The organism is Curtobacterium sp. P97, from assembly GCF_023712445.1.
Lineage (GTDB): Bacteria > Actinomycetota > Actinomycetes > Actinomycetales > Microbacteriaceae > Curtobacterium.
The window spans coordinates 64,283-84,224 of record NZ_JAMAYF010000014.1 but is presented as its reverse complement, the minus strand read 5'-3'; the positions used below and the strand labels follow the sequence as shown (position 1 = coordinate 84,224).

The 19,942-nt window shown below is 71.9% G+C and carries 19 protein-coding genes and 1 tRNA gene; 13 read left to right on the top strand and 7 right to left on the bottom strand.

Annotation, left to right across the window (positions count from 1 at the left end):
• Positions 1 to 58 precede the first annotated feature (58 nt).
• Both M3677_RS14715 and M3677_RS14710 read right to left on the bottom strand, forming a co-directional pair.
• The gene (locus M3677_RS14715) at positions 59 to 1,363 is read right to left on the bottom strand and encodes a DUF4032 domain-containing protein (RefSeq protein WP_251160910.1); all 1,305 of its coding nucleotides are present in this window, start codon (positions 1,361 to 1,363) and stop codon (positions 59 to 61) included.
• A gap of 140 nt (positions 1,364 to 1,503) precedes the next feature.
• Complete coding sequence (locus M3677_RS14710) at positions 1,504 to 2,604, bottom strand: ABC transporter ATP-binding protein (protein WP_066656626.1); 1,101 nt, start codon at positions 2,602 to 2,604, stop codon at positions 1,504 to 1,506.
• A gap of 254 nt (positions 2,605 to 2,858) precedes the next feature.
• On the opposite strand from M3677_RS14710, the gene M3677_RS14705 reads away from it, so the two are divergent.
• Positions 2,859 to 3,773 (top strand): thioredoxin domain-containing protein, encoded by a 915-nt coding sequence (locus tag M3677_RS14705; protein WP_251160909.1) that lies wholly within the window; start codon positions 2,859 to 2,861, stop codon positions 3,771 to 3,773.
• A gap of 114 nt (positions 3,774 to 3,887) precedes the next feature.
• On the opposite strand, the gene M3677_RS14700 is transcribed toward M3677_RS14705, so the two are convergent.
• Positions 3,888 to 4,784: a neutral zinc metallopeptidase gene (locus tag M3677_RS14700; RefSeq protein WP_251160908.1), complete on the bottom strand. Its 897-nt coding sequence runs from the start codon at positions 4,782 to 4,784 to the stop codon at positions 3,888 to 3,890.
• A gap of 102 nt (positions 4,785 to 4,886) precedes the next feature.
• Here M3677_RS14700 and M3677_RS14695 point away from each other — a divergent pair, with 102 nt between their 5' ends.
• Both M3677_RS14695 and M3677_RS14690 read left to right on the top strand, forming a co-directional pair.
• Positions 4,887 to 6,029 carry a glycerol dehydrogenase gene (locus M3677_RS14695; RefSeq protein WP_209685428.1) on the top strand — a complete coding sequence of 381 codons (1,143 nt, stop codon included), beginning with the start codon at positions 4,887 to 4,889 and terminating at the stop codon, positions 6,027 to 6,029.
• A gap of 34 nt (positions 6,030 to 6,063) precedes the next feature.
• A complete protein-coding gene (locus M3677_RS14690) occupies positions 6,064 to 7,005 on the top strand; it encodes a 2-deoxy-5-keto-D-gluconate 6-phosphate aldolase domain-containing protein (protein ID WP_251160907.1) in 942 nt (313 codons plus the stop codon).
• Positions 7,006 to 7,050: 45 nt separating this feature from the next.
• Here M3677_RS14690 and M3677_RS14685 read toward each other — a convergent pair whose 3' ends face one another.
• A complete protein-coding gene (locus tag M3677_RS14685) occupies positions 7,051 to 7,905 on the bottom strand; it encodes an NAD(P)H-hydrate epimerase (protein ID WP_209685431.1) in 855 nt (284 codons plus the stop codon).
• On the opposite strand from M3677_RS14685, the gene M3677_RS14680 reads away from it, so the two are divergent.
• From M3677_RS14680 to M3677_RS14670, 3 genes are all read left to right on the top strand, one after another.
• Positions 7,904 to 8,689, top strand: coding sequence for an alpha/beta fold hydrolase (locus M3677_RS14680; RefSeq protein WP_251155274.1), 786 nt, complete (start codon positions 7,904 to 7,906; stop codon positions 8,687 to 8,689). The genes M3677_RS14685 and M3677_RS14680 overlap by 2 nt on opposite strands.
• Before the next feature lie 74 nt (positions 8,690 to 8,763).
• A complete protein-coding gene (locus M3677_RS14675; protein WP_066656578.1) occupies positions 8,764 to 9,795 on the top strand; it encodes an aldo/keto reductase in 1,032 nt (343 codons plus the stop codon).
• A gap of 319 nt (positions 9,796 to 10,114) precedes the next feature.
• Positions 10,115 to 11,557 carry a glycosyltransferase family 39 protein gene (locus M3677_RS14670; protein ID WP_251160906.1) on the top strand — a complete coding sequence of 481 codons (1,443 nt, stop codon included), beginning with the start codon at positions 10,115 to 10,117 and terminating at the stop codon, positions 11,555 to 11,557.
• Between the two features lie 35 nt (positions 11,558 to 11,592).
• Here M3677_RS14670 and M3677_RS14665 read toward each other — a convergent pair.
• Both M3677_RS14665 and msrB read right to left on the bottom strand, forming a co-directional pair.
• Positions 11,593 to 11,668, bottom strand: a tRNA-Thr gene (locus M3677_RS14665).
• 36 nt (positions 11,669 to 11,704) lie between these two features.
• On the bottom strand, positions 11,705 to 12,109 hold the full coding sequence (gene msrB / locus M3677_RS14660) for a peptide-methionine (R)-S-oxide reductase MsrB (protein WP_066656573.1): 405 nt from the start codon (positions 12,107 to 12,109) through the stop codon (positions 11,705 to 11,707).
• Positions 12,110 to 12,174: 65 nt separating this feature from the next.
• Here msrB and M3677_RS14655 point away from each other — a divergent pair, with 65 nt between their 5' ends.
• From M3677_RS14655 to M3677_RS14625, 7 genes are all read left to right on the top strand, one after another.
• Positions 12,175 to 12,642, top strand: a complete 468-nt coding sequence (locus tag M3677_RS14655; RefSeq protein WP_251160905.1) for a GNAT family N-acetyltransferase — start codon at positions 12,175 to 12,177, stop codon at positions 12,640 to 12,642.
• A complete protein-coding gene (locus M3677_RS14650) occupies positions 12,639 to 13,637 on the top strand; it encodes a DUF2332 family protein (protein ID WP_251160904.1) in 999 nt (332 codons plus the stop codon). Before M3677_RS14655 ends, M3677_RS14650 begins: the two co-directional genes overlap by 4 nt.
• 97 nt (positions 13,638 to 13,734) lie before the next feature.
• Positions 13,735 to 14,028: a DUF3263 domain-containing protein gene (locus M3677_RS14645; protein WP_235426381.1), complete on the top strand. Its 294-nt coding sequence runs from the start codon at positions 13,735 to 13,737 to the stop codon at positions 14,026 to 14,028.
• Complete coding sequence (locus tag M3677_RS14640; protein ID WP_209685439.1) at positions 14,025 to 14,615, top strand: LytR C-terminal domain-containing protein; 591 nt, start codon at positions 14,025 to 14,027, stop codon at positions 14,613 to 14,615. The genes M3677_RS14645 and M3677_RS14640 overlap by 4 nt, the downstream gene beginning before the upstream one ends.
• A gap of 159 nt (positions 14,616 to 14,774) precedes the next feature.
• A complete protein-coding gene (locus tag M3677_RS14635) occupies positions 14,775 to 14,978 on the top strand; it encodes a cold-shock protein (protein ID WP_066656547.1) in 204 nt (67 codons plus the stop codon).
• Positions 14,979 to 15,237: 259 nt separating this feature from the next.
• Positions 15,238 to 16,857 carry a chaperonin GroEL gene (gene groL, locus M3677_RS14630; RefSeq protein WP_182046169.1) on the top strand — a complete coding sequence of 540 codons (1,620 nt, stop codon included), beginning with the start codon at positions 15,238 to 15,240 and terminating at the stop codon, positions 16,855 to 16,857.
• A 266-nt stretch (positions 16,858 to 17,123) separates the two neighbouring features.
• Positions 17,124 to 17,999 carry a hypothetical protein gene (locus M3677_RS14625; protein WP_251160903.1) on the top strand — a complete coding sequence of 292 codons (876 nt, stop codon included), beginning with the start codon at positions 17,124 to 17,126 and terminating at the stop codon, positions 17,997 to 17,999.
• A gap of 194 nt (positions 18,000 to 18,193) precedes the next feature.
• Here M3677_RS14625 and M3677_RS14620 read toward each other — a convergent pair whose 3' ends face one another.
• A complete protein-coding gene (locus M3677_RS14620; protein ID WP_251155277.1) occupies positions 18,194 to 19,894 on the bottom strand; it encodes a cell wall metabolism sensor histidine kinase WalK in 1,701 nt (566 codons plus the stop codon).
• Positions 19,895 to 19,942: the final 48 nt, after the last annotated feature.

Sequence of the window (19,942 nt, the reverse complement as noted above, 5' to 3'; positions counted from 1 at the left end):
CCACGTGGTGGCCGGGGGCGGGACCTCGAGACCGGCACCGGGCCTCCAGTCCGTCCGGCTACACCGTCGCGCGCCAGTCCTCGACGTCGTCCTCGTCTGCCGTGTCGTCCTCGACGACGGGGATCGGCAGCGTCATGGACGACGTCGGCGGGTTGATGAGCAGCCGCTCGTCGCGGCGGTGCCGCAGCACGTCGTTGATGTACGCCGTCGTGGCCTCGGGCAGGGAGACCGAACGCTCTTCCTCCTGGGACATGAACCAGCGGTGCTCGAGCAGCTCGTGGAAGACCTCGGCGGGCTCCAGACGACCGCGCAGGTCACGCGGGATCGAGCGGATCACCGGCTCGAACACCCGGGACACCCACTCGTGCGCCACCATCTCCTCGTCGAGCTGGTCCCGCCCGTTCCGCGCCCGGTAGGCGTCGAGGTCGTTGAGCAGCCGCCGCGCCTGGTTCTCGCCGGCGTCGAGCCCGGTCAGCCGGAGCAGACGCCTCTGGTGGTGTCCGGCGTCGACGACCTTCGGCTGGATCCGCACCTGCGAGCCGCCCTCGGTGGTGTGGATCGAGAGCTCCTCGATGTCGAACCCGAGGGCGTTGAGACGCTCGACCCGGTCGTTGATGCGCCAGCGCTCCTTGACGTCGAACTGCTCGGTGCCGGTCAGTTCCTTCCAGAGCGTCCGGTACTGCGCGACGATCCGGTTCGACACGTCCACGGGGTCGGCGTTCTCGTCGAGGCGCCCGCCGGCCTCGAGGTCGAGGAGCTCGCCGGCGATGTTGACCCGGGCCACCTCGAGGTCGTTCTCGCGCTGGCCGTTGGAGAGGCCGCCCGGGTAGAGCTTCCCGGTCTCGGCGTCCACGAGGTACGCGGCGAAGGCACCCGCGTCGCGGCGGAACAGGGTGTTCGACAGCGAGACGTCGCCCCAGTAGAAGCCGATGACGTGCAGGCGCACGAGCAGCAGCGCGAGGGCGTCGACGAGGCGCGTGGCGGTATCCGGTCGCAGGGTCTGCGAGTACAGCGCGCGGTACGGGAGCGAGAAGCGCAGGTGTCGGGTCACGAGCACCGGGTGCAGGGGCTCGCCGTCGGCGTCGGCCCGGTTCGTGATCACCGCGACCGGGTCGACGCACGGCACGTCCATGCGCTGCAGCGTGCGGAGCATCTCGTACTCGGCCCGCGCGACCTCCTCCCCGGTCTCCTTGACGGCCGCGACGTACCCGCTCAGGTGCACGAAGCGCACGAGGTGCCGCGAGATGCCCTTCGGCAGGGCGACGATGACGTCGTCGGGCCAGTCCTCGAGCGGCAGGTCCCACGGCAGGTCGAGCAGGCCGGGGTCGACGGTGGCGGCGGTGATGGCGAGGGAGTCGGGCACGGTTGGCTCCTGGAGGGCGCGGCACCGGACGTCGGGCTCGTGGCGGCGGCACCACGCGCACGGCGTCCGGTGGGTGGAACAGCGGGAGCCCGCGCCCGCCCTGGTGAGGCGGGCGCGGGCTCCCGGGGGAACTGCGCAGACTACGCGCTGACGACTGCCTTGTCGTCGAGGCGCTCGCCCGACTCGGTGTCGAAGGCGTGCACGTGGCCCTGCTTCGGCGTGATGACGATCGTGTCGCCGATCGACGGGTGCGAACGCCCGTCGACGCGGGCGACGATGTCCGTGCGCTGGCCGTTCACGTCGGCGTGGCCGTAGAGGTAGCCGTCGGCGCCGAGCTCCTCGACGACGTCGACCGTCACCGGCAGGCCCTCGCCCGAGGTCGACACGACGACGTCCTCGGGGCGGATGCCGACGGTGATGTTGCCGGAGCGCGCGTTCGACAGGGTGTCGCGGTCGAGCGGGTGGTTCAGCGTGCCGAACTTGATGCCGCCCTCGATGACGTCGGCCGGCAGCAGGTTCATGGCCGGCGAACCGATGAAGCCGGCGACGAACACGTTGTTCGGCTTCTCGTACAGGTCGCGCGGGGAGCCGACCTGCTGCAGGATGCCGTCCTTGAGCACCGCGATGCGGTCACCCATGGTCAGGGCCTCGGTCTGGTCGTGCGTGACGTAGACCGTGGTGACGCCGAGACGACGCTGCAGCGACGCGATCTGGGTGCGGGTCTGCACGCGGAGCTTGGCGTCGAGGTTCGACAGCGGCTCGTCCATGAGGAACACCTGCGGCTGACGGACGATCGCGCGGCCCATCGCGACGCGCTGACGCTGACCACCCGAGAGCGCCTTCGGCTTGCGGCCGAGGTACTGCTCGAGGTCGAGGAGCTTCGCGGCCTCCTGCACGCGGGTGGCGCGCTCCTCCTTCCCGACACCGGCGATCTTGAGCGCGAAGCCCATGTTCTCGGCGACGGTCATGTGCGGGTACAGCGCGTAGTTCTGGAACACCATCGCGATGTCGCGGTCCTTCGGCGGGACGTCGGTGACGTCGCGCTCGCCGATGCGGATGGCGCCGGAGTTGACCTCTTCGAGGCCGGCGAGCATGCGCAGGGAGGTGGACTTGCCGCAGCCCGAGGGGCCGACGAGGACGAGGAACTCGCCGTCGGCGACGTCCAGGTCGAGGGAGTCGACCGCGGGGCGGGTGCCTCCGGGGTAGAGACGGGTTGCCTTGTCGTAGGTGACGGACGCCATGAGCGTTCGATCCTTCCTTCACCGGCAGGTACGTGCCGGACGATCCGTTGTGAAGCGGTTGCCCGTGGGGGCCCCGGATGGTCGTCGTCGACCATCGGTGCTCATACAACACGAGTTCCCCCGCCAGCGCCAGTGTCCGGTCCGACCTGGTTGGCTGGTCCCAGGAAGGACCACTACGATCGGCGGGTCCGTCCGGCGTACGGGGGAAGGCGAGGCCGTGCGGACGTCAGGAGCAACGTGAGGACCAACGACGCATGACCAACCGCCCCGAGGGTGACGCACGCGCCGCGCGCAACGAACGACGAGAGGCCGCACGGCAGCGGGCCCAGCGAGCACGGACCCAGCAGAAGCGCCGGCAGCGCGGCACACGCCTGGGACTGCAGATCGGGCTCGGGGTCGTGCTCCTCGCCGCGGTGGCGGTCGTCACGCTGGTGCTGGTCGACTCGGTGAAGCCCGCCGGCCCCGGACCGTCCACGATGTCGCAGGGCGGCATCACGATCGGCGAGGGTCTGCGCCCGGTCGGGGCGTCCTCGTCCTCGACGCCCGACGCGACCGACGCGTCCGACCCGGTGCGGATCACCATGTACGTCGACTACCTCTGCGACACCTGCGCGCAGTTCGAGGACGCCAACAGCGAGTACATCGCGAGCCTGGTCGACTCCGGCGCCGCGACGGTCGACATCCACCCGGTCGCCGTGCTGACGAACCGGTCGCAGGGCACGAAGTACTCGCTGCGCGCCGCGAACGCCGCGGCCTGCGTCGCGGACCGGTCGCCCGACCAGTTCTACGCCGTGAACCAGGCGCTCTTCGCGCGGCAGCCCGACCAGGGCACCTCCGGCCTCACCGACGCGCAGCTCGAGCGGCTCGTCACCGGGGTCGACGGCGTGCAGGACGCGGCCGCGATCCGCGACTGCATCCAGGACCAGACCTACGCCAAGTGGGTCGACGAGCGCACGGCCGACGTGACCGGCGGCGACATCCCCGGTTCGTCGCTCGACGAGTTCCCCGGGCCGCCCCTGGTGCTCGTGAACGGCAAGCAGTACGAGCTCACCGCGCCGATCACCAACGACGACTTCCGCACCTTCGTGGTGTCGGCGGCCGGGGCGTCGGACGCGACGCCGTCGCCCACCGCGACCCCGACCCCCTCCGCGAGCGCGTCCGCCGGCTGACGTCGCGACCGGTCGGCGGACCGACGGACGGGAGGCTCCCCACCGGACCGGTGGGGAGCCTCCCGTGCGTCCGGGGGCGGCTCGTGACCCGAACGTGCGTCCGCGGCCCGCGGATCAGAGCTGGGAGCCCGGCACGCTGAACGTGTCGCAGGCGGTGGCCCCGCGCTCGTAGCCCCGCGTGAACCACGCCTGGCGCTGGGCGCTGGACCCGTGCGTGAACGAGTCGGGGTCGACGCGACCCGTGGCCCGTTCCTGGATGCTGTCGTCGCCGACGGCGCTCGCGGCGGACAGCGCGTCGGCGATCTGCGCCCGGGTGACGGGTTCGAAGAACGTCTCGCCGTTCGCGTCGCGGGTGGTCGCGGCCGAGCCCACCCAGGAGCCCGCGTAGCAGTCCGCCTGCAGTTCGACGCGGACACTCCCCGAGGACGCGCCGGTGCCGGAGCGGTCGGTGTCGGCGAAGGTGCCCTCGAGCTGCTGCACGTGGTGGCCCCACTCGTGCGCGACGACGTACATCTGGGCGAGCGGACCGCCGGACGAGCCGTACCGGGACTGCAGGTCGTCGTAGAACGCCGTGTCGAGGAAGATCGAGCGGTCCGGCGGGCAGTAGAACGGGCCGGTGGCCGCCGAGGCCTGACCGCAACCGGTGTCCGTCGACCCGTCGAAGAGCACGAAGCCCGGCGTCGTGTACGAGATCCCGAGGTCGGCGGCCTCGGTCGTCCAGTAGGCGTCGAGCGACTCGGCCGCGCCCTCCATGCGGCACTCGACCCGCTGGTTCGCGTCGCGGCCGGTGCGGCACTCCTCGGCGGGCTGCACCGTCTCGTCCTGCTGCTGGATCTGGGTGGTGCCGTCGCCCAGCAGCGATGAGAGGTCGACGTTGCCGCCGCTGAACGCCGTGATGAGCAGCGCGACGATCGCCACGATTCCGACGCCCCCGCCGCCCGCGATCGCCGCCGTCCGCCCGCGGCGCTTCACCTTCCCGCCGCTGAGCTGCGAGTCCTCGTTGAACGTCATGCCGCCGACCGTACCCGCAGCCGACCCGCGTAGCGTCCGGTGCGTCGGCACCGCCGACACCTGTCGTACAACAGCACGATCCACCCGGAAGGAAGCAGCACCATGGCCACTCCGATCAGCACCGTCATGAGCCCCGCCCGCTACGTGCAGGGCAAGGACGCGATCACCCGCGTCGGGGAGTTCGTCGCGCCGATCGGGAAGCGTCCGTTGCTCGTCGCCGACGACGTGGTGTGGGGCATCGTCGAGGACGCCGTCCGCACGAGCTTCGACGCCGCCGGCCTGCCGGTCGAGCGGGTCGGCTTCGGACGCTTCGCCACCCCGCAGGCGATCGACGACCTCACCGCGAAGATCCGCGAGACGGACTCCGACGTCGTCGTCGGCCTCGGCGGCGGGTCCGCGATCGACGCCGCGAAGGCCTCCGGGCACCTCGCCGGGATCCGCTGGGCGAGCGTGCCGACCGCCGCGAGCACCGACGCCCCGACCTCCGCGCTCGCGGTCGTCTACTCGGAGGAGGGGGAGTTCGTCGAGTACCGCTTCTTCCCGCACAACCCGGACCTCGTGCTCATCGACACGAAGCTCGTCGCGAACGCCCCCGTGCAGTTCCTCGTCGCGGGCATCGGCGACGCCCTCGCGACCTGGGTCGAGGCCCGTGCCGCGAAGCGCGCGAACGCCGACACCATGGCCGGCGGGCTGCAGACCGAGACCGGTGTCGCGCTCGCGGAGCTGTCGTGGGAGCTCCTGCACGACAACGCGCTCCAGGCGATCGAGTCCGTGAAGGCGAAGGTCGTCACGCCCGCGCTCGAGAAGGTCGTCGAGGCGAACACCCTGCTGTCCGGGCTCGGCTTCGAGTCCGGTGGCCTCGCCGCGGCGCACGCGATCCACAACGGCCTGACCGCGGCCCCGCAGGCGCACGGCCTCGCGCACGGGCAGAAGGTCAACGTCGGGACGATCGCGCAGCTCGTGCTCGAGGGGGCGCCCGCCGACGAGATCGAGGACTTCGTCGTCTTCACGACGAGGGTCGGACTGCCGAACACCCTGACCGAGATCGGGCTGACCGTCGACGACCGGGACGTGCTCCGGGCCGTCGCCGAGGCCGCCACCGTGGAGAGCGAGACGATCCACAACATGCCGTTCCCCGTGACCGCCGAGGCCGTGGTCGACGCGCTCGTGGCGATCGAGGGCATCTCGCGCAGCATCCGTGCCGCCCACGGGCTGCCGGAGCCGGAACTGTACCGCGCCCACTGAGCGTGACCGGAGGGGGTGCGAGCAGCATGGCGGCATGGCCGACCTCGATGAACAGCACCCCCTCTTCCTCCTCGCGATGGACCAGCGGTCCTCGCTCCTGGAGCACACCTACGGCGACGAGTCCGGCGAGCCCGCGGACGAGGCCGACGCCCAGCGCGTCCGTGCCGGCAAGCAGCTCGTGTACCGCGGTGTGCTCACCGCGCTCGCCGCAGGGGCCTCCCGCGCACGCACCGGCGTGCTCGTCGACGAGCGCTACGGCGACGACGTCGCCCGGCTCGTCCGCGAGGCCGGGCTGCAGCTCGCGATGCCGATCGAGCGGTCCGGCCGCGACTGGTTCGAGCTCGAGTACGGCGACGACTGGCTCGCGCACGTGGACTCGTTCGACCCCGACTTCGTGAAGGTCTTGGTCCGCGACAACCCCGCGTTCGACGCCGGTGACCGGCAGGCGCAGGCCGAGCGGCTCGCCGAGGTCTCCCGCGCCCTGCACGACGCCGACCGCGCGTTCCTGGTCGAGCTCCTCGTCCCGGGCACCGACGACCAGCAGGCGCAGGCGGACGACTACGACCGCGACGTCCGCCCGGGACTCGTCGTCGAGGCCATCGGGTACCTGCAGGAGCACGGGGTCGAGCCGGACGTGTGGAAGCTCGAGGGCCTCGACCGCACCGAGGACGCCGAGCGCGTCGTCGCCGCCGTGCGCGCCGGAGGTCGGGACCACGTGCAGTGCATCGTGCTCGGCCGCGACGCCCCCGAGGACCAGCTCGACCGGTGGCTGCGCGTCGCAGCACCCGTCGACGGCTTCGTCGGCTTCGCCATCGGGCGGAGCAACTGGGAGGACGCGCTCGACGACGTCGTGCAGCAGGGGCTCGACCACGAGGCGGCCGAGCAGGTGATCGCCGCCAACTACCGGCACTTCGTCGACACGTGGCTCGAGGCGCGTCCCGACGTCGTCGACGGGGTGGACGCCGGCGCGGCCTGATCCCGTTCCCGTCGACGCCGGGTCGGTGTCGGGCGCGGACCGGCGTCAGGTGCGGACGAGCGGCTCCATCGTCGCCAGGTCCGCTCCGATGCCGACGTCGACGAGCTCGATCCGCCCGGCGAGCGTCGCCCCGGGGCCGGTGAGCAGGCCCGCCTTGACCCCGCCGAAGGTCACGGTGACGTCGGCGTGGAGCACGTGGTCGTCGGCCACCGCGCCGGTGTCGACGTCGATGCCGCTCGGCACGTCGACGGCGACGACGAACGGGGCGCGCTGGTCGCGGGCGAGCTCGCGGATCGCGTCGACGACCTGCCGAGCGGGGGAGCGCAAGGGGGTGCCGCCGCCGGCACCGATGCCGAGGATGCCGTCGAGCACGAGGTCGGCTCCCGCGGCGGCCTCGGCGGCGACCGCCGCCAGGCGCTCGGCGTCCGGGGTCGCGGCGGCCCGCAGGACGTCGGCCGCACCGGCGTCGTCAGGGTCCGTCGGGCCGTCCGGGGCCCACGCCGCCGGTTCCGGAGCGACGCGCCAGCGGCGGTCCGGCCGTGCCGGTGGGGCGAGGCGCGACCCGGCGTCCAGCGCCGCTGCCAGGCCCGCCTCGTGGACACGTGCGCCGACGCGCAGCACCGTCACGTGCCTCCCGTCCGACGCCAGGTGCGCACCCGCGAACAGGGCGTCACCGCCGTTGTCGCCGCTGCCCACCAGCAGCAGGACCGACCCCGGGCCGTCCTGCGGGCGGACCGCCGGGTCGTCGAGCAGCTCGCCGACGATGCGGGCCAGCCCCGCCGCCGCGCGCTGCATGAGGGGTTCGCCCGCCTCGAGGTGCGGCCGCTCCGCCGCCCGGACCTGATCGCCGCCGTAGCCGTCCATGGCCACCACCATGCCCCGGTAGCCTGGTCGCGCCATGTCACTCGTCCCCGAAGCGCCCCGTCCCCGTGCCGTGATGTCCCCGGACGGCCTGAAGCTCGCGACGTACGACTTCGGCGAGCCGGACGCCCCCGTCGTGGTGGCCGTGCACGGCTTCGCCTCCGGCGCCGTCCTGAACTGGCACGCCTCGGGGTGGACCCGTGACCTCGTCCGAGCGGGGTACCGCGTCGTCGCGCTCGACCAGCGCGGGCACGGTGGTTCGTCGAAGCCGCACGACCCGTCCGCGTACTCGATGGACCTGCTCGTCGCCGACGTCACCACGGTCGTCGACACCTACCTGCTCGACGACGTCGCGTTCCTCGGGTACTCGCTCGGCGCCCGTGTCGGCTGGCACACCGCCGAGCAGATCCCGGACCGGATCTCGCGGGCCGTCCTCGGCGGGATCCCGGACGCCGACCCGATGCGCCGCGTGGCGGTCGACCAGGCGAAGGCGTACATCGCCGACGGCACCCCGGTCGAGGACCGGGTGACGAACGGGTACCTGCAGATGGCGGCGAACGTCGAGGGGAACGACCTCCGCGCGCTCGTCGCGATGGTCGAGGGGATGCGGAACAGCGTCGAGCCGACGCCGGAGAACGCCCCCGCGCAGCCGATCCTGATGGCGGCGGGCAGCGAGGACGGGATCCGGGACAGCGCCGTGCGGTTGGCCGAGGCGGCGCCGGACGCGTCGTTCTTCGAGATCCCGCGTCGGAACCACTTCAACGCCCCCACGTCGCGCGACTTCCGTGAGCGTGCGATCGCCTTCCTGTCCGAGGGGCGCTGAGGGGGCGGTGCGCACCCCTGACGGGTACTGGCAGGTCCCCGCTGGCGGAGGAGACCGGGCGTAGCGTCCCGACCATGGACTACAGACTCCTCGGCAACAGCGGGACATCGGTGTCGACGCTGACCCTCGGCACCATGACGTTCGGCAGTGAGGCCGACGAACCCACCTCCCACCAGATCCTCGACACGTTCGTCGCAGCGGGCGGCACGCTCGTCGACACCGCGGACGTGTACTCCGGCAACGAGTCCGAGCGCATCATCGGCCGGTGGCTCGCCGCCCACCCGACCGAGGCGCAGCAGGTCGTCCTCGCGACGAAGGGCCGGTTCCCCCAGGGTGACGGCCCGAACGACCTCGGCCTGTCCCGCCGTCACCTGCGCGTCGCGCTCGACGCCTCGCTCGAGCGGCTCGGTGTGGAGCACATCGACCTCTACCAGATGCACGCGTGGGACGCCCTGACGCCGATCGAGGAGACCCTGCGCTTCCTCGACGACGCCGTGTCCGCCGGCAAGATCGGCACCTACGGGTTCTCGAACTACCTCGGCTACCAGGTGACGAAGGCCGTCTACGAGGCGAAGGCCCACGGCTGGGCACCGCCGGTGACGCTGCAGCCGCAGTACAACCTGCTCGTGCGGGACATCGAGCACGAGGTCGTGCCCGCGTGCCTGGACGCCGGCATCGGTCTGCTCCCGTGGTCGCCCCTGGCCGGCGGCTGGCTCTCCGGGAAGTACCAGCGCGACGAGGCTCCGACGGGCTCGACACGTCTCGGCGAGAACCCGCAGCGCGGCATGGAGGCGTGGGAGGCCCGCAACGGCGACGAGCGCACGTGGAAGGTGCTCGACGCGGTCTCCGCGGTCGCCGACGCGCACGGTGCCTCGAAGTCACAGGTCGCCCTCGCCTGGCTGCTCGCGCGGCCCGCGGTGACGAGCGTCATCCTCGGCGCCCGGACGGTCTCGCAGCTCGAGGACAACCTCGGCGCTGCCGACCTCGTGCTCACCGACGACGAGCTGCAGGCCCTGACGGACGCGAGTGCCCCGCGGGTCGACGACTACCCCTACGGCACCGCCGGCGTCGCCCAGCGCGAGCGCCGCATCACGGGCGGACGCTGATCGCGGTCGGACACTGATCGCGGTCGGACGCGGAGCACGGCCGTGCGCGCCGGGCATCCGCCCGGCGCGCACACAGCGGGGACGCAGTCCGACCGGCCGGTTCCTGCACATCCGTGCGGGTTCGCGTGGATCGGACCGGAACCGTGGACACGTCACCGGGTGCGGTGACACCATCGAGGGACGACCGGCTGGTTACCGCGTCGAGCGCTCGGAACGCCTCCTGATCCGCGTTCCGCGCGCCGGAGGGCCCGGGACGTCCATCGTCCGGGCCCTCCGTGCTCCCGCCGGAGGGCGTCGGCTCCCGCCGTAGGATCGTCCGGTGCCCAGTCGACGCCACGCCCTTGTGCTCCAGGACCGCCGAGCGGTACGGATCGTCGCCCTCGTCCTGCTCGCCCTGGCGGCCGCCTACCAGTGCTTCTGGCGGATCGCCGACGAGAACATCGGCGGCGACGAGTCCACCTACGTCCGCGCCGGCTTCGCGTACGTGCACGGCGCGTTCGACCAGAACCGCGAGCACCCGCCGACGGCGAAGTACCTGTTCGGGCTCGCGCAGCTCGTCGGCGGCGAGGGGGCCACCGCGCCCCGGGTCCTCGTCGCCGCCCTCGTCGTCCTCGGCGCCGCCGTCATGTTCGTGTGGCTCCGCGCCGAGGTCGGCTTCTGGGCGGGGTGGACCGCCGCGGCGCTCTGGACGCTGACGCCCCGGGGTGGATCCGGTGCGCGGCTCGACCGTGTCGCGCTCCTCGACCCGGTGATGGTGTTCTTCGCCCTGGCCGCGCTCTTCGCCGTGTGGACCTGGACACGGACCGGCCGGTGGTGGTGGCTCCCGCTGTCCGCGGTGCTCATGGCCGCCTCGGTGACGTCGAAGGCGTCGACGCTCGTGCTGGTGCCCGTGTTCCTGCTCGCCCCGCTGCTGTTCCGGCAGTGGCGTCGGCTCGTCGTCGGCGGCCTCGTCTGGGCCGTGGTCTTCGCGGTGACGGTCGTCGCGCTGTACGCCCCCATGGGCATGCGGTCGGCGGTGCTCTACATGCTGGCCTTCCAGGAGGGGCAGAACGAGAACGGCCACCTCGCCGTGATCGCCGGGCAGACCCACCAGTTCGCACCGTGGTGGGGGAACTGGTGGTTCCTGGCGCAGGGCGTCGGCCTGCCGGTGCTCGTCGTCCTGGCCGCCGGGGTGCTGCTCGCGGTCGTCGTCCGTCCGGACCGGCTCGTGGTGTTCCTCGCCGCACCGCTCCTGCTGCTCGTCGCGTTCTACACGGTGGCGGCGAAGATCGCGCTGCCGACCTACTACAGCGCGTGGACGCCCTGGATCGTCCTGCTCGCCGCGGTCGGACTCGGTCGGCTCGCGGTGCTCCGCCCCCGGCCGCTGACCGGCGCGCTCGCCGCACTCCTCGTCGTCGTCGCGCTCGTCGGCAGCATCCCGACCGCGCGGGCGGTCTGGCAGACACGCCCCGAGGGGGTCGCGCGCCTCCTGCCGCTGCTGCGGAGCGAGGGCATCCGGGACGGCCGCATCTTCTTCGGCGCGATCACCCCCAGCGACTACGACCAGTACGTCGGTGCGCGCGGCGTGCGCGACGTCGACGATGCACCGTTCGAGGCGATCGTGGTGGGCCGCGACCAGCGCTTCCCGCTGCCGCAGGAGGTCACGGACCTGCTGCGCGACGAGCGGTCGTCGTTCGAGCGGGTGCGCCTGGACCGCATCGTCGTCTGGATCCCGGACGGCGAGATCGAACGGGACGCGGACGGCGAGCTCGACGTGCGGTGACGGCTCCGCCTCGGGCCGCACGAGGAGCCGTGATCTGGGGCCGGCAGCGGGACTCGAACCCGCAACCCCCGTATTACAAGTACGGTGCGCTACCAATTGCGCCATGCCGGCTGACGCGCCCATCCTACCGGCGGACGCGTCGGGGTCTCATTCGCCCTGCTCGGAGAAGTTCAGCGACAGCGAGTTCATGCAGTAGCGGTCACCCGTCGGGGTGCCGAAGCCGTCGGGGAACACGTGCCCGAGGTGCGAGCCGCAGTTCGCGCAGCGGACCTCGGTGCGGACCATGCCGAGGGACTTGTCCTCGATGAGCTGGACCGCCTCGGGGCGGACCGACTCGTAGAACGACGGCCAGCCGCAACCGGAGTCGAACTTCGTGCCGCTCTGGAACAGCTCCGCGCCGCACGCCGCACACGTGTACGTGCCGGCGCGCTCCTCGTCGAGCAGCTCACCCGTCCACGGGCGCTCGGTCCCGGCCTGCCGGAGCACGGCGTACTGGTCCGGGGAGAGCTCCTCGCGCCACTGGGCGTCCGACTTGTCGACGTTGTACGCCATTGCTTCCTCCTGCTTCCGGTCGGGGCTCGATGGTGATGCCCGACCCCTTCAGTAAACTCGCGACGATGTCCGAGCATTCCGTCCGCCACGCCCGCTGGACCCGCCTGACGACGGACGAACTGTACGGCATCGTGCGGCTGCGGAACCGCGTCTTCGCCCTCGAGCAGCGGGTCACCGCCGACGACTTCGACGGCCGTGACCGCGAGCCCGACACCGAGCACTGGTGGTTCGGAGCCGACGACGATCCGGTCGGGTACCTCCGCCTCGTCCGGCCCGCCCCGGACGAGGACCACCCCGCGGCCAGCGAGCCGCCGGCCTGGGTGATCGGCCGGGTCGCCACCCACCCCGACCACCGGGGGCAGGGGATCGCCGGACGGCTGGTCGCGGGGGTGCTCGAGGCGCACGGTCACGAGCCGTTCGTCCTGCACGCCCAGGAGTACGTCGCGGGCCTCTACGAACGCCACGGCTTCGTCCGGTTCGGTGCGCCCTACGACGAGGCCGGCATCCGTCACGTCGGCATGCACCGCCCGTGACCGGCACGCGCGAGCGGTACGCCACCTACGCGGCGCGCATCGCTCCGGCCTCGCCGTCGTACGCGGCCTGGGCACGCTCGGTCGACGACGACCTGGTCGCGCTCCTCGACGCGGTCCCCGAGCAGCAGCGGCAACCGGAGCTGGTCTTCGCCGTCGCACGTCGGCTGGGTGCCGACCCGTCGGACCCCGGAGCGCTCCGTGCGCTCGGCCGGGAGGCCCGTGCCGCGTTCGTCACGGCGCTCGCCGCCGCCACGGTGCAGGCCAACGACCCGCGGCGGCTCGGTCCCGTCGTCCCGCTGTTCGCGGCGCTCGCCGCGGCGGACCCGCGGCCGCTCGGCCTCGTCGACGCCGGGGCCGCCGCCGGGCTCTGCTCGATCCCGGACCGGGTGACGCTCGACCACCGGACCGGGGACGGCACGGTCCGGGTGCACACCGCCGTCGCCGAGCCGTCGGTGCACCTGACGGTCGACGCCAGCGGCGCGGTCCCCGAGCCGGCCGGCACCCCGATCCGGATCGGCGCGCGGGTCGCCCTCGACCCGAACCCGATCGACCTCGCCGAGCCCGGTGCGTTCGACCGGCTGGTCGAGGCCGTCCCGCCCGAGGCGACGGACCGCACCGCCCTGATGCGCGAGGCGGCGCGCGCGACGCTCGTCGTGCCTCCCGTCCGGATCCGTGGCACGCTGCCCGGCGACCTCGACCGTGCACTGGACGCGTTGCCGGACGGCGTCCGTCCCGTGGTGCTCACCACCGGGACCCTCGTCTACGTGCCGGGCGCCGACCGCCAGCGCGTGGTCGACCGGCTGGCGGAGCGTGGCGTGCACTGGGTCGCGGTCGAACGGACGGGCATCCTGCGCGGGGTGGCCGCGACGCTGCCCGACGACGTCGACCCGGCGGACCCGGACGCCTTCGCCACGGTGTCGCTCGACGGTGTGGCGACGGCGGTCTGCGACCCGTTCGGCGTCCGGGTGCGGTGGTTCCGGCGGCCCGCAGCCTGAACCGGGCTTCGCGACAGTCCAGCCGCGTGCCAGGGTCGGACCGCCGGGCACCCCTACGATGTGCGAGACCCGTGACCGAACCGTGACCGGAAGTGCCGTGACCGCCCTCCCCACCGACGAGCTCAGCGAGCTCGACCAGCGCGTGCTCGCGTTCGAGCACGACCGGGCGCGGCACGACCGCACGAAGGAGGCGGAGATCCGGGTCGAGTTCGACATGTCGCCGGCGCGCTACTACCAGGTGCTCAACCGCGTGATCGACCTGCCCGCCGCGCTCGCGCTCGACCCCCAGCTGGTCGGTCGGCTGCAGCGGCTCCGGCACGCACGCACCCGAGCACGAGCGGCGCGCGCGTTCGTCGCCCCCGCGCCCGATCCCCGTGAAGAGGAACGATGACCGAGAGATTCCCGCGAGACCGGTTCGACGACGTCACCGACGGCCCCCGGGTCGGAGCGCACCGCGGTGCCCGTCGTCGTGGACGCGGGTGGATCGCGTTCGCCTGGGGCGCCCTCGCGACCGGTGTGCTCGTGCTCGTCGGTGTCCTCGTGCTCGCGCTGCTGAACGGTAGCTACTCGTTCCCGGGGTCGACCTCGTCGCCGCGCCCCTCGTCGAGCTCCTCGGCGTCGGCCGCGCCGTCGGAGACGCCCTCGGAGTCGCCGTCGGCGCCCGCGTCCGAGGAGCCGAGCGCTGCGGAGCCCTCGGCGCAGGGCTCGACGAGCGTCGTCGTGCTGAACGGCACGACGACGACCGGTCTGGCCGCCCGCGCCAGCAGCGCACTGACCACAGCGGGCTGGCAGGTCGCCTCGACGGGTGACGCCGGGACGACGGGGACGACGACCTCGGTCGTGTACTACCAGCAGCCCGAGCAGCAGGCCGTGGCACAGGGTGTGGCGAAGGCGCTCGGCATCGCGACGGTGGAGCAGTCGGCGGCGTTCCCGAACGCCGACGTCAGCGTCGTGCTCGGCGCCGACTACGGCGGCTGACGCGCGCTGTGTGACGGAGGTGTTTCGGGCACGTTGATTTCTGACGCGATCGGCGTGCAAGAACGTCACACCTCTTGCCTTGCCGCCGTTGTTGCACGAGAGTCATCGCCAGACGGCGATGGCGTCGTCCGCAACTGCAGCACCAGGGAGCAAGAGATCATGGCCAACGGAACCGTGAAGTGGTTCAACGCCGAGAAGGGCTTCGGCTTCATCACCGTGGATGGAGGGGGCCAGGACGTGTTCGTGCACTACTCGGCGATCGACATGTCGGGGTACAAGGTCCTCGAGGAGGGCCAGGCGGTGACGTTCGACGTCGGCACCGGGTCGAAGGGCCCACAGGCAGAGGCGGTCCGTCCCGCCTGAGCCCAGGACCACTCGACGAACGCGCCGTCCCCTCGGGGGCGGCGCGTTCGTCGTGCACGGCGCTCCGCCCGCCGAGCAGCCACCACCCGGGCCTGAGCGTGCCGGGTCCCGGCCGCAACGTGTCCTGGGAAGTCGAGCCGCGCCTCCCGACTGTGTTGCACTCACACCCGGCGAGTGCCAGAATCGGCGTTGGCACTCGCTTGCGCTGAGTGCCAGCACGACCCCCACGCACGACGTCCGGGAGGGACGAGAAACTCACATGGCTAAGATCATTGCTTTCGACGAGGAGGCCCGTCGTGGCCTCGAGCGCGGCCTGAACACCCTGGCCGACGCCGTGAAGGTGACGCTCGGCCCGCGCGGCCGCAACGTCGTCCTCGAGAAGAAGTGGGGCGCCCCCACGATCACGAACGACGGTGTCTCCATCGCCAAGGAGATCGAGCTCGACGACCCGTACGAGAAGATCGGCGCGGAGCTCGTCAAGGAGGTCGCCAAGAAGACCGACGACGTCGCCGGTGACGGTACGACCACCGCGACCGTGCTCGCCCAGGCGCTCGTCCGCGAGGGCCTCCGCAACGTCGCGGCCGGTGCCGACCCCGTGTCGCTCAAGCGCGGCATCGAGAAGGCCGTCGCCGCCGTCTCCGACCAGCTCCTCGCCAACGCGAAGGACATCGAGACCAAGGACCAGATCGCCGCGACCGCGTCGATCTCGGCCGCCGACCCCACCATCGGCGAGCTCATCGCCGAGGCGATCGACAAGGTCGGCAAGGAGGGCGTCGTCACCGTCGAGGAGTCGAACACCTTCGGCACCGAGCTCGAGCTGACCGAGGGCATGCGCTTCGACAAGGGCTACCTGTCGCAGTACTTCGTCACGGACCCGGAGCGCCAGGAGGCCGTCTTCGAGGACCCGTACATCCTCATCGTCAACTCGAAGATCTCCAACATCAAGGACCTGCTCCCGGTCGTCGACAAGGTGATCCAGGCGGGCAAGCAGCTCCTCATCATCGCCGAGGACGTCGACGGCGAAGCCCTCGCGACCCTCGTCGTGAACAAGATCCGTGGCATCTTCAAGTCCGTCGCCGTCAAGGCCCCGGGCTTCGGCGACCGTCGCAAGGCCATGCTGCAGGACATCGCGATCCTGACCGGCGGCCAGGTCATCTCGGAAGAGGTCGGCCTCAAGCTCGAGAACGCGACCCTCGACCTGCTGGGCAAGGCCCGCAAGGTGATCATCACCAAGGACGAGACCACGATCATCGAGGGTGCCGGCGACGACGAGCAGATCGCGGGCCGCGTCCGTCAGATCCGCTCCGAGATCGAGGCGACCGACTCCGACTACGACCGCGAGAAGCTCCAGGAGCGCCTCGCGAAGCTCGCCGGTGGCGTGGCCGTCATCAAGGCGGGTGCCGCGACCGAGGTCGAGCTCAAGGAGCGCAAGCACCGCATCGAGGACGCCGTCCGCAACGCGAAGGCCGCCGTCGAGGAGGGCATCGTCGCCGGTGGTGGCGTCGCGCTCATCCAGGCGTCCGTCGCGCTCGACTCGCTCGACCTGCAGGGTGACGAGGCGACCGGTGCGAACATCGTCCGCGTCGCCATCGACGCGCCGCTCAAGCAGATCGCGCTGAACGCCGGTCTCGAGCCGGGTGTCGTCGCCGCCAAGGTCCGCGAGCTCGAGTCGGGTCACGGCCTCAACGCCGCGACCGGCGAGTACGTCGACCTCGTCGCCGCGGGCATCATCGACCCGGCCAAGGTCACGCGCTCGGCGCTGCAGAACGCCGCGTCGATCGCCGGTCTGTTCCTCACGACCGAGGCCGTCGTCGCCGACAAGCCGGAGAAGAACCCGGCCATGCCGGCCGGCGACCCCACGGGTGGCATGGACTTCTAGTCCCGGTAGCCGGAAGGGCCCCGCACGCAGCGCGTGCGGGGCCCTTCCGCGTGCGGGCGCCGCGGCCCTGGCTCGGTTTCGGTCGCAAGACTTGCCGCTCAGGTTCGACTTCGACGGCAGGTCGTGCGCCCGCAACGACCGCGCGCGGCATGTCGTGCTACCGGGACGCAGGGGCTTCTCCCGCACGGGAGGCTCGGCTGCGGTCGTTCTCCACAGGTGCGCCCGCCTCTGGCTCGGGTGGTGTCGTGCGCCTCCAGGATGCGAGCATGACCACTCCGCGCGCACTGCCGAACGGCCTCGCGGAACGGGCCTTCACCGTCGCACAAGCTCGTCGGTACGGCGAGGGTACGAGCCGCATGCGCCGCGCTGATCTCCGGCGCCCCGTCCACGGCGTCCGCGTGCCTCGTGACCGCGACGCGAGCCTGGTCGACTGCATCGCCCTGGTGCTCCGCCCCGACCAGCGGTTCAGCCACACGACCGCAGTCAGCGTGTGGGGAGCGCCGGTGCCGAGGGAACACCGCGAAGGGTCGCGGGTACACGTGGCGACCATCGGCGGAGGGAGCCTCATGCGGCGTCCGGGTGTCACGGCCCATCGTGTGGCCGACGACGACACCGTCGAGCAGGACGGCCTCCCGGTCAGCACGCCGGCGCGCGCCTGGGCCGAGTGCGCGACCCTCTTCGACTTCCGAGCGCTCGTCGTCCTCGGCGACCACCTCGTCGGACGGGCGGGACTCGCCAGGATCGAGGATCTCGCGCGTGCGCTCCGTCCCCGCGGGCACGGGGTCGTCCTCGCGCGGGCTGCACTCGAGGCCGTGCGTCCGGGGAGCGAGTCACCCATGGAGACGCTGATCCGCCTCGACGTCGTGGATGCAGGATTCCCGGAGCCCGAGCTCAACCACGAGGTGTTCGACGAGCGCGGTACGTTCCTCGGACGGGTGGACATGTGCTGGCCACAGCTCCGTATCGCGCTCGAGTACGACGGCGACCATCACCGCGAGCGCGACGTCTTCCGACACGATCAACGCCGAGGGAACGGGTTCGCTGTCAACGGGTGGATCGTGGTGCACGCGACGGCTGCCGACGCGGCTCGACCTGCGGTGCTGTTCGAGCGACTCCGTCAAGCGTTCGCCGCCCGTTCCTGAGCCGGTCCGGCAGCTCTGATGTCGCTCGCTCCCACAGGTCCGCGCCGTGCTCCGGTCGCACGACCTGCCGCCTGCGACCGTTCGAGTCGCACGACATGCCGCGTCGGCCGGAGTTGAGCGGCAAGCCGTGCGACCAGAACGGGGACGGACGGCGGGATGGCGGGACGGCGACGGCCGGGGCGACCGGTGGCGCGTCAGGCGGCGGGGGACTTCGGGGTGGGGGTGTAGTCGCGGGGGAGCAGGGGGAGCCAGACGCGGAAGGTCGCGCCGCCGCCCTCGGTGTCGAACACCTCGACGGAGCCGTTGTGCGCGTGCACGATGCCCGACACGATCGCGAGACCGAGGCCCGAGCCGCCGGTGTCCCGCGCGCGCGAGGTGTCCGCCCGCCAGAAGCGCTGGAAGATCTTCTCGCGCAGCTGCGGCGGGATGCCCTCGCCGTGGTCGATGACGTCGATGTGGGCCATGCCGAGGTCGTCGTCCACGCCGATGCCGATCTCGATCGGGTCGTCGTGCGCGGTGAAGCGCATGGCGTTCCCCATCAGGTTCGTCACGACCTGGCGGATCTTGTTCTCCTCCGCCAGGACGATCGGCGGACGGGCCGGCAGCACGACGGTCGGCAGGGGTGTGGTCTCGTCGGTCGGTACGCCGCCCTCGACGCCCATGGCGCGGTTGCGGCGGGCACGGAGGCGCGCGATCGTCTGCCGCGAGAACGCGATCGGGCCGGTCGAGTTCGCCGACGGCGGGGAGACGGGCGTCTCGCCGGTGTCGACCTGCCCGAACGCACCCGGGCGGACGGCCTGCGGCACGCTGACGCCCGTCACGGCGTCCTCGACGAGGACCTGGATCTCGCGGTCGGGGTTCGACGCCATGGTGTCGAGTGCCGAGTCGCGCGCGATGGCGACGAGGTCGACCGGGCCGAGCTCGAGCGGCTTCGACTCGTCGATGCGGGCGAGCTGGAGCAGGTCCTGCACGAGCAGGCCCATCCGCTGCGCTTCCTTCTCGATGCGGTCCATCGCCTGGGCGACGTCCTCCTCCTTGCGGAGCGCCCCCATCCGGTAGAGCTCGGCGTAGCCGCGGAGCGACACCAGCGGCGTGCGGAGCTCGTGGGAGGCGTCACCGACGAAGCGGCGCATCTGGTCGATCGTCCGCTCGCGGTCCTCGAACGCGGAGTCGATCCGCTCGAGCATCGCGTTGAGCGAGCGGTTGAGGCGACCGACCTCGGTGTTCGGGGTGTCGGCCTCGAGCCGCTGGTTGAAGTCACCGGCGGCGAACCGGGCCGCGGTGTCCTCAACGTCGCGCAGCGGGTCGAACGTGGCCGTCACGAGGAGCCGTGTCAGCATCGCGCCGAGCAGGATCACCGAGATGCCGAAGCCCAGGAAGATGATCGTGAAGCGGCCGATGGTCTTGTCGGTGTCGGCGCTCGACACGGCGACGAGCACGTACCCGGTCTCCGAGGTACCGCTCGACTGGTTCTGCAGCGACGCCGGGATGATCTGCGCGCGCCACTCGTGGTCGTGCTGGCTGTCGTACAGCGAGAACCGCTGCGAGCTCTGTGCCGCGGCGGAGAAGTCGAGCGAGCGGATGTCCGGTCGGCTCGAGGCGCGGGTCTGGCATATCTTGTCGCCGCGGGAGTCGTAGGCCGCGACGTAGGCGCTCGGCGACAGGACGATCGACAGCGTGCAGTACTGCTGGCCGTCGCTGATGTTCTGGCCCTCGAGCTGCTCGGACGTCTGCTTGACCGTGTTGTCGAGCTGCTGCATGAGGTACGTCGAGAGCACCGTCATGGTGCCGAGCCCGGCGACGAGCAGCCCGAGCGCGACGAGCAGCACCGTGATGCCGGTGATCTTGGTGCGGAGGGAGATCCCGTCCCACCAGTGGCTCATTCGCGTGTGCATGCTGCCCCAACGATAAGCGGCGACCGCCCGGTGAAACCGGACGGTCGC

Bases quoted from the DNA above. Each gene is read 5' to 3' on its own strand.
- M3677_RS14710 (WP_066656626.1), bottom strand. From the start codon at position 2,604: ATGGCGTCCGTCACCTACGACAAGGCAACCCGTCTCTACCCCGGAGGC.
- M3677_RS14705 (WP_251160909.1), top strand. From the start codon at position 2,859: ATGACCAACCGCCCCGAGGGTGACGCACGCGCCGCGCGCAACGAACGA.
- M3677_RS14700 (WP_251160908.1), bottom strand. From the start codon at position 4,784: ATGACGTTCAACGAGGACTCGCAGCTCAGCGGCGGGAAGGTGAAGCGC.
- M3677_RS14695 (WP_209685428.1), top strand. From the start codon at position 4,887: ATGGCCACTCCGATCAGCACCGTCATGAGCCCCGCCCGCTACGTGCAG.
- M3677_RS14690 (WP_251160907.1), top strand. From the start codon at position 6,064: ATGGCCGACCTCGATGAACAGCACCCCCTCTTCCTCCTCGCGATGGAC.
- M3677_RS14680 (WP_251155274.1), top strand. From the start codon at position 7,904: ATGTCACTCGTCCCCGAAGCGCCCCGTCCCCGTGCCGTGATGTCCCCG.
- M3677_RS14685 (WP_209685431.1), bottom strand. From the start codon at position 7,905: ATGGCGCGACCAGGCTACCGGGGCATGGTGGTGGCCATGGACGGCTAC.
- M3677_RS14675 (WP_066656578.1), top strand. From the start codon at position 8,764: ATGGACTACAGACTCCTCGGCAACAGCGGGACATCGGTGTCGACGCTG.
- msrB (WP_066656573.1), bottom strand. From the start codon at position 12,109: ATGGCGTACAACGTCGACAAGTCGGACGCCCAGTGGCGCGAGGAGCTC.
- M3677_RS14655 (WP_251160905.1), top strand. From the start codon at position 12,175: ATGTCCGAGCATTCCGTCCGCCACGCCCGCTGGACCCGCCTGACGACG.
- M3677_RS14640 (WP_209685439.1), top strand. From the start codon at position 14,025: ATGACCGAGAGATTCCCGCGAGACCGGTTCGACGACGTCACCGACGGC.
- M3677_RS14635 (WP_066656547.1), top strand. From the start codon at position 14,775: ATGGCCAACGGAACCGTGAAGTGGTTCAACGCCGAGAAGGGCTTCGGC.
- groL (WP_182046169.1), top strand. From the start codon at position 15,238: ATGGCTAAGATCATTGCTTTCGACGAGGAGGCCCGTCGTGGCCTCGAG.
- M3677_RS14625 (WP_251160903.1), top strand. From the start codon at position 17,124: ATGACCACTCCGCGCGCACTGCCGAACGGCCTCGCGGAACGGGCCTTC.
- M3677_RS14620 (WP_251155277.1), bottom strand. From the start codon at position 19,894: ATGCACACGCGAATGAGCCACTGGTGGGACGGGATCTCCCTCCGCACC.